Source organism: Kribbella jejuensis (assembly GCF_006715085.1).
Taxonomy (GTDB): Bacteria; Actinomycetota; Actinomycetes; order Propionibacteriales; family Kribbellaceae; genus Kribbella; species Kribbella jejuensis.
Genome location: NZ_VFMM01000001.1, coordinates 1,854,205 through 1,869,900 on the forward strand (window position 1 = coordinate 1,854,205; position 15,696 = coordinate 1,869,900).

15 protein-coding genes are annotated in these 15,696 nt (G+C 69.0%); 5 read left to right on the forward strand and 10 right to left on the reverse strand.

Features of this window, described 5'->3' with window-relative positions; all coding sequences use genetic code 11:
• The first annotated feature begins 77 nt into the window (after positions 1–77).
• From FB475_RS09110 to FB475_RS09125, 4 genes are all read left to right on the forward strand, one after another.
• On the forward strand, positions 78–503 hold the full coding sequence (locus tag FB475_RS09110; RefSeq protein WP_141854354.1) for an SgcJ/EcaC family oxidoreductase: 426 nt from the start codon (positions 78–80) through the stop codon (positions 501–503).
• A 73-nt stretch (positions 504–576) separates the two neighbouring features.
• The gene (locus FB475_RS09115) at positions 577–1,317 is read left to right on the forward strand and encodes an SDR family oxidoreductase (RefSeq protein WP_141854356.1); all 741 of its coding nucleotides are present in this window, start codon (positions 577–579) and stop codon (positions 1,315–1,317) included.
• A gap of 114 nt (positions 1,318–1,431) precedes the next feature.
• Positions 1,432–2,430 carry a LacI family DNA-binding transcriptional regulator gene (locus FB475_RS09120; protein WP_141854358.1) on the forward strand — a complete coding sequence of 333 codons (999 nt, stop codon included), beginning with the start codon at positions 1,432–1,434 and terminating at the stop codon, positions 2,428–2,430.
• Between the two features lie 41 nt (positions 2,431–2,471).
• Positions 2,472–5,258 (forward strand): glucosidase family protein, encoded by a 2,787-nt coding sequence (locus FB475_RS09125; RefSeq protein WP_238332042.1) that lies wholly within the window; start codon positions 2,472–2,474, stop codon positions 5,256–5,258.
• 398 nt (positions 5,259–5,656) lie between these two features.
• Here FB475_RS09125 and FB475_RS09130 read toward each other — a convergent pair whose 3' ends face one another.
• The 10 genes from FB475_RS09130 to FB475_RS09175 all read right to left on the reverse strand — a co-directional run bounded on the left by FB475_RS09130 (position 5,657) and on the right by FB475_RS09175 (position 14,310).
• Positions 5,657–6,412, reverse strand: a complete 756-nt coding sequence (locus tag FB475_RS09130; RefSeq protein ID WP_141854360.1) for a hypothetical protein — start codon at positions 6,410–6,412, stop codon at positions 5,657–5,659.
• Positions 6,412–7,308: an ATP-binding cassette domain-containing protein gene (locus FB475_RS09135; RefSeq protein ID WP_238332043.1), complete on the reverse strand. Its 897-nt coding sequence runs from the start codon at positions 7,306–7,308 to the stop codon at positions 6,412–6,414. The genes FB475_RS09130 and FB475_RS09135 overlap by 1 nt, the downstream gene beginning before the upstream one ends.
• Positions 7,305–7,664 carry a GntR family transcriptional regulator gene (locus FB475_RS09140; RefSeq protein WP_141854362.1) on the reverse strand — a complete coding sequence of 120 codons (360 nt, stop codon included), beginning with the start codon at positions 7,662–7,664 and terminating at the stop codon, positions 7,305–7,307. The genes FB475_RS09135 and FB475_RS09140 overlap by 4 nt, the downstream gene beginning before the upstream one ends.
• Before the next feature lie 56 nt (positions 7,665–7,720).
• Positions 7,721–8,677 (reverse strand): GOLPH3/VPS74 family protein, encoded by a 957-nt coding sequence (locus tag FB475_RS09145; protein ID WP_337678200.1) that lies wholly within the window; start codon positions 8,675–8,677, stop codon positions 7,721–7,723.
• Positions 8,678–9,004: 327 nt separating this feature from the next.
• Positions 9,005–9,214 carry a type II toxin-antitoxin system antitoxin gene (locus FB475_RS09150; RefSeq protein ID WP_141854366.1) on the reverse strand — a complete coding sequence of 70 codons (210 nt, stop codon included), beginning with the start codon at positions 9,212–9,214 and terminating at the stop codon, positions 9,005–9,007.
• Between the two features lie 10 nt (positions 9,215–9,224).
• Positions 9,225–10,121 carry an SPFH domain-containing protein gene (locus FB475_RS09155; protein ID WP_141854368.1) on the reverse strand — a complete coding sequence of 299 codons (897 nt, stop codon included), beginning with the start codon at positions 10,119–10,121 and terminating at the stop codon, positions 9,225–9,227.
• A gap of 513 nt (positions 10,122–10,634) precedes the next feature.
• On the reverse strand, positions 10,635–11,375 hold the full coding sequence (locus FB475_RS09160) for an aminotransferase class IV (RefSeq protein ID WP_141854370.1): 741 nt from the start codon (positions 11,373–11,375) through the stop codon (positions 10,635–10,637).
• Positions 11,368–12,729, reverse strand: coding sequence for an aminodeoxychorismate synthase component I (gene pabB, locus FB475_RS09165; protein WP_141854372.1), 1,362 nt, complete (start codon positions 12,727–12,729; stop codon positions 11,368–11,370). Before pabB ends, FB475_RS09160 begins: the two co-directional genes overlap by 8 nt.
• Before the next feature lie 17 nt (positions 12,730–12,746).
• Positions 12,747–13,523, reverse strand: coding sequence for a class I SAM-dependent methyltransferase (locus FB475_RS09170; protein WP_141854374.1), 777 nt, complete (start codon positions 13,521–13,523; stop codon positions 12,747–12,749).
• A gap of 73 nt (positions 13,524–13,596) precedes the next feature.
• Entirely contained in the window at positions 13,597–14,310 is a 714-nt protein-coding gene (locus FB475_RS09175) for an iron-dependent transcriptional repressor DtxR (RefSeq protein WP_141857893.1), read from the reverse strand.
• Between the two features lie 51 nt (positions 14,311–14,361).
• Here FB475_RS09175 and FB475_RS09180 point away from each other — a divergent pair, with 51 nt between their 5' ends.
• A complete protein-coding gene (locus FB475_RS09180) occupies positions 14,362–15,645 on the forward strand; it encodes a cryptochrome/photolyase family protein (RefSeq protein ID WP_141854376.1) in 1,284 nt (427 codons plus the stop codon).
• The last annotated feature ends 51 nt before the right edge of the window (positions 15,646–15,696 follow it).

Genomic DNA, 15,696 nt, shown 5'->3' on the forward strand with positions numbered 1-15,696 from the left:
ACTGGACACCTCCGGGTTGAATATCTGCATCAGTGCAGATAATGCTTCAGATCAGATACTGCAGAGGAGAAGATACCATGGAGCAGACCCGGATTCTCGCTGTCCTCGATCGGCTGGCGGCGGCGTGGGAGCGTGGCGACGCAGCGGCGTACGGGCGGGAGTTCACGGCGGACGCGTCGTACGTGACGTACGTCGGGACCGTGTATCGCGGCCGGGACGACCTGGCGGCGGGGCACGCGGCGCTGTTCGGCAAGTTCCTCAAGGGCACGCGGATGTTCGCCGAGGTGGTCGAGGTGCGGCTGTACGACGCCCGCACCGCGGTCGTGGTGACGCGGGGCGATGTCGGGAAGAAGCGGCCGCGCCGGTTGTCGAAGGTGCAGACGTTCACGCTGGTGCTCGAGGACGACGGCGAATGGCGGATCGCCGCGTTCCAGAACACCAAGCACCACACGCTGATGGAGGCGGTGTCGTTCCGGATGCTGCCGGCGAGTGCGCCGCGGTAGCGGTTTTGCGACGCGAGGATCCGGTGTCGGATTCTCGCCAGCTTCCGGGCCGCCGGGCCGATGAACTTGAAACATGAACGAACTACTTGGCAAGAAGGCACTGGTGACCGGCGGCAGCCGCGGGATCGGCGCGGCGACCGCTGTCGCGCTGGCGGAGCGCGGGGCCGACGTCGCCATCACGTACAGCACGTCCGCGGATGCGGCGGCGACAGTGGTGAAGGAGATCGAGGGGCTCGAACGGCGCGGGTTCGTGTTCGCTGTCGACGCGGGTGACGCCGTCGCGGCGGGGGACGGCGTACGGCGGGCCGCAGAAGCCCTTGGTGGGTTGGACATTCTCGTGAACAACGCGGGCGTCGGCGCGATCGCTCCGATCACCGACCTGTCGCTCGAGGACGTGGACCGGGTCCTGGCCGTCAACATCCGCGGGGTGTTCGCGACCACGCAGGCCGCCGTACCGCTGCTGTCCGACGGTGGACGTCTGATCCACCTGGGCAGCTGCGCCGCCGGCCGGGTGACGTCGCCCGGGATGACGCTCTACGCGATGAGCAAGGCCGCGCTGGTGGGCCTCAGCAAGGCGCTCGCCCGCGAACTCGGCGCCCGCGACATCACCTCGAACGTCGTCCAACCAGGCCCCATCGACACCGACATGAACCCCGCCAACGGCCCGTTCGCCGAACCCCAGATCGCCGACCTGGCCCTCTCCCGCTTCGGCACCCCCACCGAGGTAGCCGCCGCCATCACCTACCTGGCCGGCCCCCAAGCCGCCTACCTCACCGGCACCGAACTAACCCTCGACGGCGGCCACACCGCCTGACGTACCGGCAGGTGCATCATCGGAGCATGGTGCACCTGCCGAACCGTTGACAGCGTCGCGGGGGCGGGGGAGACTGCGGGGGATTTGAACGTTCAAACGGTGGTGGGAGGTTGTGTGGCTACGTTGAAGCAGGTGGCCGCCCACGCTGAGGTGTCTGTGCAGACGGTGTCGAATGCGTTGAACGCGCCGCATCGGCTGCGGGCGGACACGCTCGAACGGGTGAACCGGTCGATCGAGCTGCTCAACTACCGGCCCAATCGTAACGCGCGCAGTCTGCGGACCAGTGCGGTCGAGCTGATCGGGTACTGCGTGCCGAACTGGCCGCACCAGACGCATCTCGTGATGGACCAGTTCCTGCACGCGCTGTGCGCCGCCGCGGAACGTACCGGGCGGCACATCCTGCTGTTCACGGCACCGCCCGGTGTCGACGGCATGCCGACGTACGACGATCTGCACGCCCGGCGGATGGTCGACGGGTTCGTGCTGTCGCAGACCGAGACACACGACCCGCGGCACGGGTGGCTGAAGGACGAGGGCATCCCGTTCGTCAGCTTCGGCCGCGTGTGGAAGGAGTCGACCCAGCCCGGACCGTGGGTCGACGTCGACGGTGCGACCGGTTCCGCGATCGCGGTGCGGCACCTGTACGACACCGGCCGCCGCCGGATCGCCTTCCTGGGCTGGCCGAAGTCGTCCGGGCTCGCCGAGGACCGGGTCGCCGGTTGGCGTACGGCGTGCAAAGAACTCGGCCTGCCGACCAACGGGATGGCCGTCCGTTGCCGCGAGGACAGCATCGAGGAAGGTGCCCTCGCCACCGCGCGACTGCTCGACTCCGGCCGCGACCTCGACGGGATCGTTGCCCTCAGCGACGTTCTCGCGCTCGGCGCACTGCGCGAGCTGACCGCGCGCGGGATCGTGCCCGGCCGCGATGTGGGCGTCGTCGGGTATGACGACTCCCCGCTGGCCGAGGTCGTCTCCCCCGGCCTGACCAGCCTGCGGCAACCGATGGACCGGATCGCCGAAGAACTCATCACGATCCTCACGGGCGACCAGCAACCGGCCGAACGGCTGCTGCTACCCGAACTGGTGATCAGGGGCAGCTCCGCCCCTGGCTGATTCCGGCGCTCCCCCCGGCGCCGCGAGAAGGAGGAACCGCCATGACTCCCGATCCGACCAACCGAAGTAGTACACACCCGCCCCAGCGAGGGCCCGTCCGGCGCGAAGCAGTCGGGCGCCTGCCGGTCAGCCGCGGGCCCGTCAGCCGCGGGCCGGTCCGCCGCGCCGTCGGCGTCGCGCTGCTCGCCACCGCGACCGTGCTGGCCGGCTCCGCCTCCGCGCTGGCCGGCCCGTCCACCACCACCTCCGTAGCAGGCCCAACGAACGCAGGAACCGCCTCGGGCGCGGCAGGCGCGGCGAACGCGGGAAGCGCCACAGGCGCTGGTGGTGCGGCGAGTGCAGCGCCGGCTGCGGGCGGCTCTTCCGAGCTCTCGGAGACCACCCGTCTGGCCGACCGGCGGTCGTTGGTGGTGGGCGATCGCGCCTACGCGATGGGTGATGAGACCGGACTCTACCCCGCCGCCGGGTGGCATGTGCGGGGTGAGATGGGCGGGTTCTGGTCACAGCCGATCAAGCTGCTCGACGGGATCTGGTTCGGTCTGGACGGGAACTGGCTCGGCAAGCAGGTCCCGGCCGCGAAGTACACCAGCGGCCACGGCTACAGCCGGATCGACTACCCGGCCGCGGTCGACGTACGCCGTACCGACTTCGTCCCCGACGGCATCCGGGCCACCCTCGTCGGTCTGACATTCACGTCAGGTACGTCGAGAACAGTGAAGCTGAACGTCGACGCGCACTCCGAGCTGATGCAGCCGTACCCGTGGGACTGGACCTCCCCGAGCGCGGCCGCCGCGAACCTGCCGGACACCGGCGACTTCGTCGACGGCGCGCTCCGCTTCCGGGAGCAGGGCACCCCGGCGTACCCGAACGCCACCCGGCACGACTTCGCCGCGTTCGTCGGATCGTCCCTGCGTCCGGCGGCCCACCAGCTCGGTCCGGACCACCGCGGCCCGCAGAGCCCGGCGGTGATCTGCCCCAAGGACGGTACGACGCCCGCGCGGTGCGACGACTCATTGACCGGCAAGGGCACCGGCGGCGGCCTCACGTACGACGTACCGCTGAAGGCCGGCGAGCAGAAGACGATCTGGTTCGCCGTGGCCGGGTCGGACCAGGGCAGCAAGGCTGCCGAGAGCGAGTACCGCAAGGCGCTGAGCAACCCCACCATGTTGCTGCGGGCAAAGAGCGCGGCGCGGCAGCAGATCGACGCGCAGTCCGCAGTGGACCTTCCTGGTGACCGGCTGCTGCAGCAGAGCGTCGAGTGGAGCAAGCAGAACCTCGCGGACTCGGTGCAGCAGGCGAACAACCTGCAGATCCGCGACGTCAACGAGGGCAAGGACTATCCGGCACCGCTCGGGACGGTACCGACCGCCCGCTGGTTCGGCGCGGGCTTCCCGGACTACCCGTGGCTGTTCGCGACCGACGGCGAGTACACCGCGTTCGCGGCCGTGGCCGCCGGACAGTTCGACACCGTGAAGGAGCACCTGCGGGCTCTCCGCGACGTCAGCGATCTCCTCAACAACCGCAGCGGCAAGGTCGCGCACGAGGTGACGCCGACGGGCGACGTGTACTTCGGCTCCAACCAGAGCGCGGGCAACACGGACGAGACCGTGAAGTTCCCGAGTACGGTCGCACTGCTGTGGCGCTGGACGGGTGACAACAAGTTCCGCGACGAGATGTACAACTTCAGCGTCCGGAACCTGCAGTACGTCTACAAGACGCTCGACAAGGACGGCGACGGCTGGCCCGAGGGTCTGGGCAACGTCGAGCGCTCCGGGATGGGCGTGGAGAAGCTTGACAACACGGTCTATCTCATCCGTGGTCTCAGCGACCTCGCGGACATGGCCGCGGCCAAGCACGACACCAAGACCGCGCAGTGGGCGACCGCAAAGGCCACGGACCTGGAGTCCCGCTTCGAGGCGCAGTGGTGGGTACCGCAGGCGATGGGGTACGCCGACTCGATCGACGACCCGGCCGACCCGGCGAACGACAACACCCCGATCTTTCAGCGGCACTGGATCGGCGTCACCCCGATGGAGGCGGTCCTGGGCGGGGGCTCTCCGCTCGCGTCGGACGAACACGCTCAGATCGCGCTCGATCAGCGGGAAAAGCCTTGCTACACAGGAGAATTCGGCCTGTTCCACACCGGCACCGGACCGACCTCGGACCCCAAGGGGAACCCGGGCCCGTCCTGTGACGCCGTGGTGTCCCAGGTACCGAGCGAGCGCAGCATCTTCGGTCTGAACACGTCGATCATGGCGGTTGCGGAAGGCAACTTCGGTCGGCTCGGCCCGAAGCAGCAGCGGGTGTACACCACCGGCAACGCACGGATCCAACTCGACCCGTCGGTCTGGGAGACGCCCGGTGCGATGCCGGAGATCGCCCCGTCGCCGGACTCCCCCGCGAACATCGGCCGGGCGTTCTACGACCGTTCCATGGCGCTGCAGGCCTGGGGTACGTACGGCATCCTGTGGCCGGTGATCCACCAGCAGCTCGGCGTCGACCCGGACCTGGGCCATGGGCGGATCGCCGTCGTACCGCAGCTCCCGACCGGCCAGCACAAGGTGGCCGGTAGCAACATCCGGGTCGGTCGTGGCGCCGTCGACGTGACCGCACGCCTTACAGGTAAGGCATTGTCGACCGAGGTGACGCTCAAGGGCGTCGGCGCGGCGCTCACCGTGGGCGCCGTACTGCCGTCCGGCGCGACGGTGAAGAGCGTGACGGTCAATGGTCACGCGGCGCAGTACAAGTTGGTGAAGACCAGCCGCGGCACGCAGGTGCAGGTGGCCGGGACGGGCTCTCGGACCGAGCTGAAGGTCATGCTCGGCTGAGAGGTTCCACCAGCCGGAACCCCGAGGTCGCTTCGCGGCCTCGGGGTTTCTTTCTGCACTCACCAGTTCCGCTGCGCACAGAAGGGCGAGCCCCTCCGAGTATGAGTCGGAGGGGCCCGCGCAGCTGAAGGAAGGTGACGTCTCCAGCTTCCCGATACGGGTCCGTGGAGGCCGGCAGACCCCGTCACCGGTCTACCTCGGTGGGGATCCCCACCGCGAGGGCTCTCGGTTTCCGTTCGACCCGCCACCTCTGACTGAAGCAGCGTGTCGCCAGTTCTACCGCCGTCGATAGGGTCGGCACAAGCCTTTCCAGGCAACAGATTTGCTCGTCCACACAGATCGTGGATCCATCCACAGGAACAGCCTCAGTTATGCACAGGGGGTGTGCATAACGTGTCTTAGCCCTTAGCTGGTTTGAGCGCCATCGGTTGCAGGATGCGATAACCGGCGTACACACCGAGTGCACTGACGACGAGCACCGCGGGTACTGCGATCGCGAGCGGTGGCCGCTGATACCCGATGTTGTCGAGCACATCGGCAAGCCATTGGGCGACCAACAGGAACTCGGCCGCCGCGGCCGGCAGCAGCGCGAACGGCAGCACCAGGAGCCCGCGCCACGCCCCGAGCCGGACGAACGTGATTCCGAGCAGCCAACCGGTGACCTCGTGCGACAGCACCAGCAGGAAGAACTCGGTGAACACCAGACCGGACTGCGACGGGTCGGTGAACAGGTGCGGGTTGGTCAGCTTGTCGGTCCAGCCCTGCCATCCGTAGAACAAACGTTCCAACTGGTAGACCAGCACCCAGAGCAGCGCGGTCGCGGCCGCGGCGCCGGTCAGGTAGATGCCTGCGGCAACCGAGAACATCTTGCGGGTGAGGCCTTGGGAGATCAGCAGCGAGAAGTACGCCGGCGTGATCGTGATGCCGATCGCGAGCGAGAAGTACTTCGGGGACTGGGTTCCGTAGTCCCACGCGCTGCTCTGGACACCACCGGACAGCGACTGGATGATCAGGCCGCCGGCGAACAGCGCGACCACCATCACCGCCCAGTACCCGGCGAGCATCGGGCGCAGGCCAAGCATCATCGACCAGACCGCGAGCTTGAGCCGGTGCGTTGCGGTGACCCCACGCGGCAGTGCAACCGCCGTACTCATCACTTCACCCCCGTGAGATGGACGAACAGGTCCTGCAGGCCGACCGGACCTACTTCGAGGCCCGCCGACGCGGCCTGAGCGAGCAGGACCGGGTCGAGGTCGCCGAGGACCGTGGTGGACTTCGTACCGCCGAGGCGCTCCTCCGCGAGTACGGTGAAACCGGCGGTGAACTGGTCGACCGCTGCGGCCGGTCCGACGATCGAGGCGCCGCGGCCGCGCAGTGCGTCCACCGCGGACTGCGTGACGAGCCGGCCCTTGTCGAGGATGACGACCTCCTCGAGCATCGTGCTGACCTCGCTCACCAGGTGGGTCGAGAGCACGATCGTGCGCGGCACCTCGGCGTAGTCGGCGAGCAGTACGTCGTAGAACAGGTGCCGCGACGGCACGTCCATGCCGAGGTAGCTCTCGTCGAAGATCGTCAGCGGTGCGCGGCTGGCCAGGCCGACAATGACGCCGAGGGCGGACTTCTTACCGCGGGAGAGCTTCTGGATCTTCTTGTTCTGCGGGATCTCGAAGCGTTCGACGAGTTCGGCCGCCAGGTCGGCGTCCCAGTACGGGCGGAGCGCGGCGGCGAGGCGGAGCGCGTACCGCACCGGCACGCTGTCCGGTACGTCGCCGGACTCGCGGATCAGGCACACACGGCTGGTGACGACGGCGTTCTCGTACGGTTCCTGCGCCGGGCCGAGGTCGCCGCCCTCGATCAGTACTCGTCCTTCGTCCGGCCGCCGGAAGCCGGCGAGCGTGGCTGCCAGCGTGCTCTTCCCCGAGCCGTTGCGTCCGAGCAGGCCGTGAATCTTGCCGGGAGCGAGCCGCAGATCGAGACGATCCAACGCCGGCACCCCGGCGAACCGGACCGACAGGTTCTCGGTCCTGACAGTCAGGGCGGTGGTCATCATGCTTCTCCGTAGCTACGGATGTGGTCGAGGATGTCGGTGAGGGGGATGCCGATCGCTTTCGCCTCGCGGACCATCGGGTCGACGACGTCGGCGAAGAACGAGTCCCGGCGGGCGGTGCGGAGCAGGTCGCCCGCGTTCGGGGCGACGAACATGCCGATCCCGCGCTTCTTGTAGAGGATCCCGTCGTCGACCAGCTGCGCGAATCCCTTGGCCGCGGTGGCCGGATTGATCCGGTAGAAGGCGGCGTACTGGTTGGTCGACATCACTTGCTCGTCCGATGTCAGCGCCCCGCTGACGATGTCGTTCTTGATCTGCTCGGCGATCTGCAGATAGATCGGACTCCGGTCGTCGAACATGCCACCCCCTTCCTCGGTTCTTCGGTTGAGCAACGAACCGTAGCACCGGCGCAGGGTCAATACTGATGCTGCTGGAGAGACTTCTTCAGTGCTGGTACCGCGGGGCCGACGCGGACCGCCAGCTGCGCGAGGCGATCCTTGTGGCGGGCGCGTTGCTCCTTGGTGAGGACCGTTCGGAGGTCTGCGGTTGCCGCGAGTACGACGACGGACGCGTCGCGGAGGTCTACGCGGGAGACGACCCGCGACGGCCTGAGGGTGTCGCGTGCGCTTTGCAGGAGCTGGCGCCGTACGAGCGGGTGCCGGAGCGTGATCCGATCGGCCGGGAAGATACCGAGCACCCGGCGCGGCTCGACCTTGATCAGGTGATCGCGCTCCAACTGGTCGCGTACCCGCCGTACCGTCGCCCCACCCCGCCGATCAATCCAGTACCGCCACCGCCGCGGCCCCACCGCCCGCAACTCCTCCAGCACATCCGCCACCAGCGGATCCCCCGGCACCACTCCGTCGACGACCCGGGCTCGCCTACCATCGTCGACGACATTCCCACTCAGCTGCAGCTCCACCAACACCGCGGCCCGCAACACCTTCCCCAACTTCCCCCGCCCCGTCAGCCTTCCCCGCTCCGGATCGTAAGCGAGCAGAAAAAGCCGCGCACCCAACGCCTCCGGCACCCTCCCCTTGCCAAGCGCAACAACCCGCCCACTCCGCGATCCCCCAGCGCGCCCACCGCCAAACGCAACACTCTGCCCGTCCCGCGTCCCCCCGCCCGTCCGTCCTACGCCCCGACCGTTGCCACGCGCAACGCCCTGCCCCTCCCGCATCCCCTCGCCCGACCGCCCTACACCACTCCACCCGTTGCCAAGCGCAACAATCCGCCACCTCCGTGACCGTGCCGTGCCGCCCCGCCCACTCCCACCCCAACCGGTCCCCCCACCACCAACCCCAGCCGGCCCAGCAGGCAACCGCGCCCCACGCCGCCCAACCCCCGCCGCCTCAGTCGTCCTTCTACTCATCGTCTTCCTCCTCAAGCACCCCACCAACACCACTCGCCTGCACCACTCGCCTGCACCACTCGCCCGCACCACTCGCCCGCACCACTCGCCCGCACCACCCGCCCGCACCACCCGCCCGCCCGCCCCCCCCCCCCCAACACGGCCCCACCTGCACTACCCGCCCGACGCCGCCCGCCAGCCCCACCAACACCACCCGCCTGTACCACCTGCCGCGCCACCAACCGCCCCATCCCACCCGACGCCGCCGATCCATCGAGGAGCCAAACACCTCAGCCCCAGACCGGCGGCTCCTGCCCCCGGCGCGCTCTCGCCGGTGCCGGGGTCCTCCTACTCGTCGTCTTGCTCCTTGGGTGGGCGGCCCGGGCGGCGTTGTTTGGTTACGCCCATCGGGAGACGGCCCGCTTCTGACAGGGCTCGGCGAAGGAGGTACTCGATCTGGGCGTTGGTGCTGCGCAGGTCGTCGTTCGCCCAGCGGGCGAGGGCGTCGTGCACCGCGGGATCCAGCCGGAGCAGGATCTTCTTCCGTTCGACAGCCACGGCGGATCGCTTACTGGTAGAGCGATCCGGTGTTGACGACCGGCTGCGCGTCCCGGTCGCCGCACAGCACCACCATCAGGTTGCTGACCATGGTCGCCTTGCGTTCCTCGTCGAGCTCGACCACCTGGTGCTCGGACAGCCGGTCCAGCGCCAACTCGACCATCCCCACGGCACCTTCGACGATCCGCTGCCGCGCCGCGACGACCGCACCGGCCTGCTGACGGCGCAGCATCGCCTGGGCGATCTCCGGCGCGTACGCCAGATGCGTGATCCGCGACTCGATCACCCGTACGCCGGCCGCGTGTACCCGGGCGCCGATCTCCGCGGACAGCTTCTCGGTGATCTCGTCGGTACTGTCCCGCAGCGACAACACCTCCTCCTCGGAGTGCACGTCGTACGGGTAGCTGTTGGCGATGTGCCGGACCGCGGTCTCGGTCTGGATCGCCACGAACTCGACGAAGTCGTCCACCTCGAACATCGCCTGCGCGGTGTCCTCCACCTGCCACACCACCACCGCGGCGATCTCGATCGGGTTGCCGTCGGCATCGTTGACCTTGGCAACGGCGGTCTCGTGGTTGCGGATCCGGGTGGACACCTCACGCCGGGTCGCGATCGGCACCACCCAGCGCAGCCCGGTGGTCCGCACGGTTCCTGCGTACTGCCCGAGCAGTTGCAACACCCGAGCCCGCCCCGGCGACACCGCAGTCAACCCGGCCGCAACAATCACCGCCGCGAGAACGATCAGAACCCCGAGCCCGACGACCCACCCGTTCCCGTCGCTCACCACAAACACCACGACGGCAAGCACCCCCAACACCAGCACCAGACCCGCGAACGGCCACCCGTTCAGCTCCCACCCACCCCGCTCACTAACCTTCGGCGCCGGCATCTCCACAACATCCGCCATCACAAACTCCTCTCGAATATCTACAAGCTACCAAAGTGATATCACATTAATCAAGCCCCGTCCCCTGCCCCGGGTCGGACGTGCCCACACGTAGGCGGTCGGCAGGCACCCCACGAGGCAGGACACAAGGTCGTACGACCTGCGAGGGCCGCGCGGAGGTCGCCCCGCGCTGCGCGGCACCCGGAGCCGCCCCCGCGAGTTACGGCAAATACCCGAGGTCCATCCCCTGCCGAATGCGCGCGGACCGCGGGGCGCCCTGGGGTGTGCGACCTTGTGCCCTGCCTCGGGGTGTGCGGGGTGCGGCGGTGCGAGGGGTCGGCGGGCGCGAGGGGTGCGCGGGTGCGAGAGGTGCCCGCGGCGCGGGTGCCCGGGGCGCGGGTGCAAGGGGTGCGCGGAGTGCGCGGAGTGCGAGGAGGTGCGAGGGGTGCCCGGGGCGCGGGGGTGCGAGGAGCGCGGGTGCGAGGGGTGCGTGCGGAATGCGCAAAGGCCCGGGTCGGGTGGGGGGTGGGGTGGTTATGGGAGGGGGGTGGAGAGGGCTTCTAGGTGGGATTGCCAGGTGGGGGAGGGGGAGTTGGGGAGGGGGTCGATGGGGGACGGGCCCCAGGCGTGGATGGGGCGGATGCCGTGGAGGGCGTTGAGGAGCCAGGCCTCGTCGGTGGCTTGGAGGGCTTCGGGGGTGATGGGGTGTTCGGAGACCTTGACGCCTTGGGATTCTGCGATCTGGCGGAGGAGGGCGGCGGTGACGGACGGGAGGATCGGGCGGTCGGATGGTGGGAAGCAGAGGGTGTCGCCCTCCCACCAGGCGATCGCGGAGTACGCCGCTTCGAGCACCGTGCCGTCGCTGTCGAGCAGCAGGATCTCGTCCGCGCGATGCGGTGCGTTCTCTCGCAGCTTCCCGAGCAACTCCAGATCAGGCCCCTTCACCCGCGGCGCGGTCCGCGGATCCGGCCCGTCGTACACGGCGACCCGCACCCGCCCACCAACCGGCGGCGCAGGCCGCAACTGCACCGCCAACTCGTCGGCCGCGGTAGCCGACGGGGCGTCGACGGCGGGGGTGGGGTTGGGGGTGTGGAGTTCGAAGCGGGGGAACCAGCGGCCGACGGTGGGGAGGCGGGTTATTTGGTCGTCCCAGAATTGGTCGGCGGAGACTCCGGCGGCGGCGCAGGAGGCGAGGAAGCGGGCTCGGTGTAGGGCCAGGCCGCGGGTCTTGCCGTTGGCTACCAGGAAGGAGTCGGCTACCAATAGGTCAGTCACTTGTGCCGGCCTTTCCGCCCAGGGTGGCTGTTGCCTTGAGCACCATTTCTTCGTATTCGGCGACCGGGTCGGAGTCGAGCACGATCGCACCGCCGGCGCCGATCACCGTCGCGTCCGGGGTGAGGACCGCCGTTCGGATCACCACGCTCAAGTCGGCCCGCCCGTCCACAGTCAGGTAGCCGAGCGCCCCGGAGTACACCCCGCGGGCGCTCGATTCGAGTTCGTCGATGATCTGCATGGTGCGGATCTTCGGTGCCCCGGTCATCGACCCCGGCGGGAAGCACGCGCGTACGGCGTCGACGGCCGTCACCCCGTCACGCAGCCGGCCTCGTACTGTCGTCACCAGCTGGTGCACCGTCCGGTAGCTCTCGACCTGCATCAGCTGCGGCACGTTCACGGTCCCCGGCTGGCTGACCCGACCGAGGTCGTTGCGGATCAGATCGACGATCATCAGGTTCTCGGCGCGGGTCTTGTCGTCCTCGGCGAGCGCCTTCGCGGCCAGCTGGTCCTGCACCGGGTCGGGGTCGCGCGGCGCGGTGCCCTTGATCGGGCGGCACTCGGCCCACCCGTCGGCGTCGACGGTCAGGAACCGTTCCGGCGACGAGCTCGCCACCGCAAGGTCGCCGTACCGCAGGAAGGCTGCGTACGGCGCCGGGTTCGCGGACCGTTGCCAGCGGAAGAACTCGAACGGATCCGGTACGGCGGGCAGCCGGACCCGGTTCGTGAGGTTGACCTCGTACGTCTGCCCCGCCTCGAGCTCGGCCAGCACCCGCGCGATCCCGGCGAGGTACGTCGTACGGTCCTGCTCGAGATGTGACTCCAGGTCGAGCCGCGCGATCGCGGGCGGGTCGACCCAGCTCATCCACCAGTCCGCCGCGGCCGCCTCGGCACGGTCCAGCCACTCCTCCTCCGCATCGAGACCGGCGTCGAGCGCGACCAGGTAGGTGCGGTCGTGGTCGTGATCGATGACGACGAACCGGTTCGCCCAGATCCACAACGCGTCCGGCGTCGCCGCCTGATGCGCGGCCACACCCCCGGTGAGGGCCTTCAGTTCGTACCCGAAGTACCCGACGTACCCACCGCAGAACAGGCCCGCAAGCTCGATCGGCGGCTCCCCGGAAACTGAAGCAAGCAGCTCGTTCAGCTCCGCGAAGACGTCACCGTCGGCGACGTCCCGGGTAATGACGTCGGCACCGACGGACGTACCGAGAACCGAAACACGACGTGGCACCCGATCCGTGAGGCTGCCGTCGAGCCAGTAAGCGACAGGTTCAGCGGCCAGCAGCTCGCGGTAGACCGTCTCACCGTCGAGCGCCCGGTCAAGCGTCCGGACAGACCAGCGCAGCGCACTCACAGGCACACGTTACCGAGTCAGACTGTCAGCGCCACCTTGGTTCGCATCGCGGTGATCCGCCGGATCGGGATCGCCACCTCGAGGCCGTCCTTGGACTCGGCCCGGTCCGCGAGCCAGGCCGCCGCGGTGTCCCGCCGTACGTCGGGCGTACCGGGCAGATAGAGCGCGTTGACGAGCCGGACCGCGTCGTCGCGGCTGCGGATCATGTACACGTACCGCTCGCGCTGGCTCTCCAGCACGTCGAACCCGGCGTGCTTGAGCTGATCCTTCAACTCGGTGATCTCGCCGCCGGCCGGGAACTGTGGCGTCGAGCGCAGCCGCGTGGTCAGACCGCTCAGCGTGCGGATGTCACCGCGCCGCAGCGGCCGGACGGCGGGCACGATCGCGGCCAGTACGCCGCCGCGCCGCAACACCCGCGCCGCCTCGTGGAGCACGTCCGGCAACGGCTGCAGCACCATCAGCCCCATCGAACACGTGACGACGTCGAAGACCTCGTTCGCGAACGGCAGGTGCAGCGCGTCCGCCTGCACCTTCGGACCGGGTGCGCCCGTGAGCTGGGCCGCGTTGTTGTCCACCCCGACCACCCAGCGCCCGTACAGCTCGCGCGCGACCGGCCCGTTCCCGCAGGCCAGGTCGAGGATCCGGCGGGCTTCACCGGAGACCGCCCGGACCAGCCACCGGTACGGCGTGTGATCGCCCGCCACCGCGCGGGACAGCAACGCCTCGGTGCTTCCGGGTGCGGCGGTATGGAACTGCCGCAGGTACTGCGGCCAATCGACAGGATTCTCAGACATCGGGGCCCGACGCTACCGGCAGGACACCCGATGTACCGCATCGGGTGCGCTGCGTTAACAGAGAGTTGAAATATCAGACTCGGCTGACAAAGATGTGGCCGGCGGTCTCGTCGCTGATCACGCCGCCGGCTTCGCGGCTGCCGACCAGGACACCTTCGGCGTCCAGGGTCGAGTCCACCTCGCGACCGGGCAGGGCCCCGGCCTTCCGCAGTACCGCCATCGCGCCGTCGTCGGTCTGCACCGGCTCGGCGATCCGGCGGACCAGCACCCGCACGCTCTCGCCGGTCGCCTGGTCGAGCACCTGGTCCAGCGGCTCGACCCCGATCCGGAAGTCTCCGATCGCGCTGGCCTGGCTGCTGGTCTGCAGCTCCTCCAGGCCCGGGATCGGGTTCCCGTACGGCGACTCGGTCGGGTTGCCGAGCAGCTGCAGCAGCCGCAGCTCGACCGCGTCGCTCATCACGTGCTCCCAGCGGCACGCCTCGGCGTGCACGTCCTCCCACTCGAGCCCGATCACGTCGACGAGCAGCCGCTCGGCCAGCCGGTGCTTGCGCATCACCCGGACCGCCTGCTTGCGACCGACGTCGGTGAGCTCCAGGTGGCGGTCGCCCTCCACCTTGATCAGACCGTCGCGTTCCATCCGCGCGACCGTCTGACTGACCGTCGGACCGGACTGGTGCAACCGCTCGGCGATCCGTGCCCGCAGCGGCACGATGCCTTCTTCTTCCAGTTCGTAGACGGTCCGCAGGTACATCTCGGTGGTATCGATCAGGTCGCTCACGACAACCATTCTCACCTATGTAGGCAAGCCTTACCCAATTGCCGCGGGTACCGGCGGAGGATGAGTCCGGTGACAGCAGTGATGTGGTTCCGGCGTGACCTGCGCCTGGCCGACAACCCGGCCCTGCTCGACGCGGCCGCCTCCGGCCGGGTCCTGGGGCTGTTCGTCGTGGATCCGTTGCTGTGGGGACGATCCGGCGATCCGCGGCGCGAGCACCTGGCCGCATCGTTGCGCAGTCTGTCGGACTCGATGGGCGGGCGATTGGTCGTACGGCGAGGTGATCCTGCGGCGGTCGTACCGGCTGTTGCGGACGAGGTGGGGGCGTCCAGTGTGCACATCAGCGCGGACTATGCGCCGTACGGACAGAAACGCGACGAACAGGTTGAAGCGGCCTTGACGTGCCCGTTGGTGCGGACCGGTTCGCCGTACGCCGTCGCACCGGGGCGGATCCGCAACCAGCAGGGCCGGCCGTACCAGGTCTTCACGCCGTATTTCAAAGCCTGGCTGGCGCACGGGTGGCGGCAACCGGTTGCAGCGCCGGCCGAGGTGACGTGGGTGAAGGCGGCGAGTGACGAACTGCCGCCGGCGAGTGTCGTTGCGGGTGAGCAGGCGGCGCTGCGGCAATGGCAGGCGTACGACGTGTCGGCGTACGAGGACGAGCGGGACCGGCCCGATCTGGACAGCACGTCGCGGATGTCGGTCCCGTTGAAGTACGGCGAGATCCACCCGCGGACGATACTCGCGGGCCTGCGCAGCGACGCCTTCCGGCGTGAGCTGGCGTGGCGCGAGTTCTGCGCGGACCTGCTCGCGCGGTACCCGCAGGCGGCGTGGAAACCGCTGCGGCCCGAGTTCGAGAACATGCGGTACGACGAACCAGGCGAACTGTTCGACGCGTGGTGCGCCGGGCGGACCGGATTCCCGTTCGTCGACGCGGGCATGCGGCAGCTCGCGGAGACCGGATTCATGCACAACCGGGTACGAATGGTCGTCGCGTCGTTCCTGGTGAAGGACCTGCACGTGCACTGGAAGTACGGCGCGCGCTGGTTCATGCGTTCGCTGCGCGACGGCGACCTCGCCTCGAACTCGTTGAACTGGCAGTGGGTGGCCGGCTGCGGCGCGGACGCCGCGCCGTACTTCCGGATCTTCAACCCGGTCGCGCAGGGGCTCAAGTTCGACCCGCAGGGCGAGTACGTCCGGCGCTGGGTTCCGGAGCTGCGGCACCTCCGCGGCAAAACCGCGCACGAGCCGTGGAAGCACGGCGCCGGCACTTATCCGGCCCCCGTCGTCGACCACGCCGAGGCCCGGCGCGAGGCGCTGCGGAGGTACGACGCGATCCGCTCTTGACGGCCCGTTGTTCCATAGCTCTATAGTGCTAGTTACCTAGATGAATGAGGT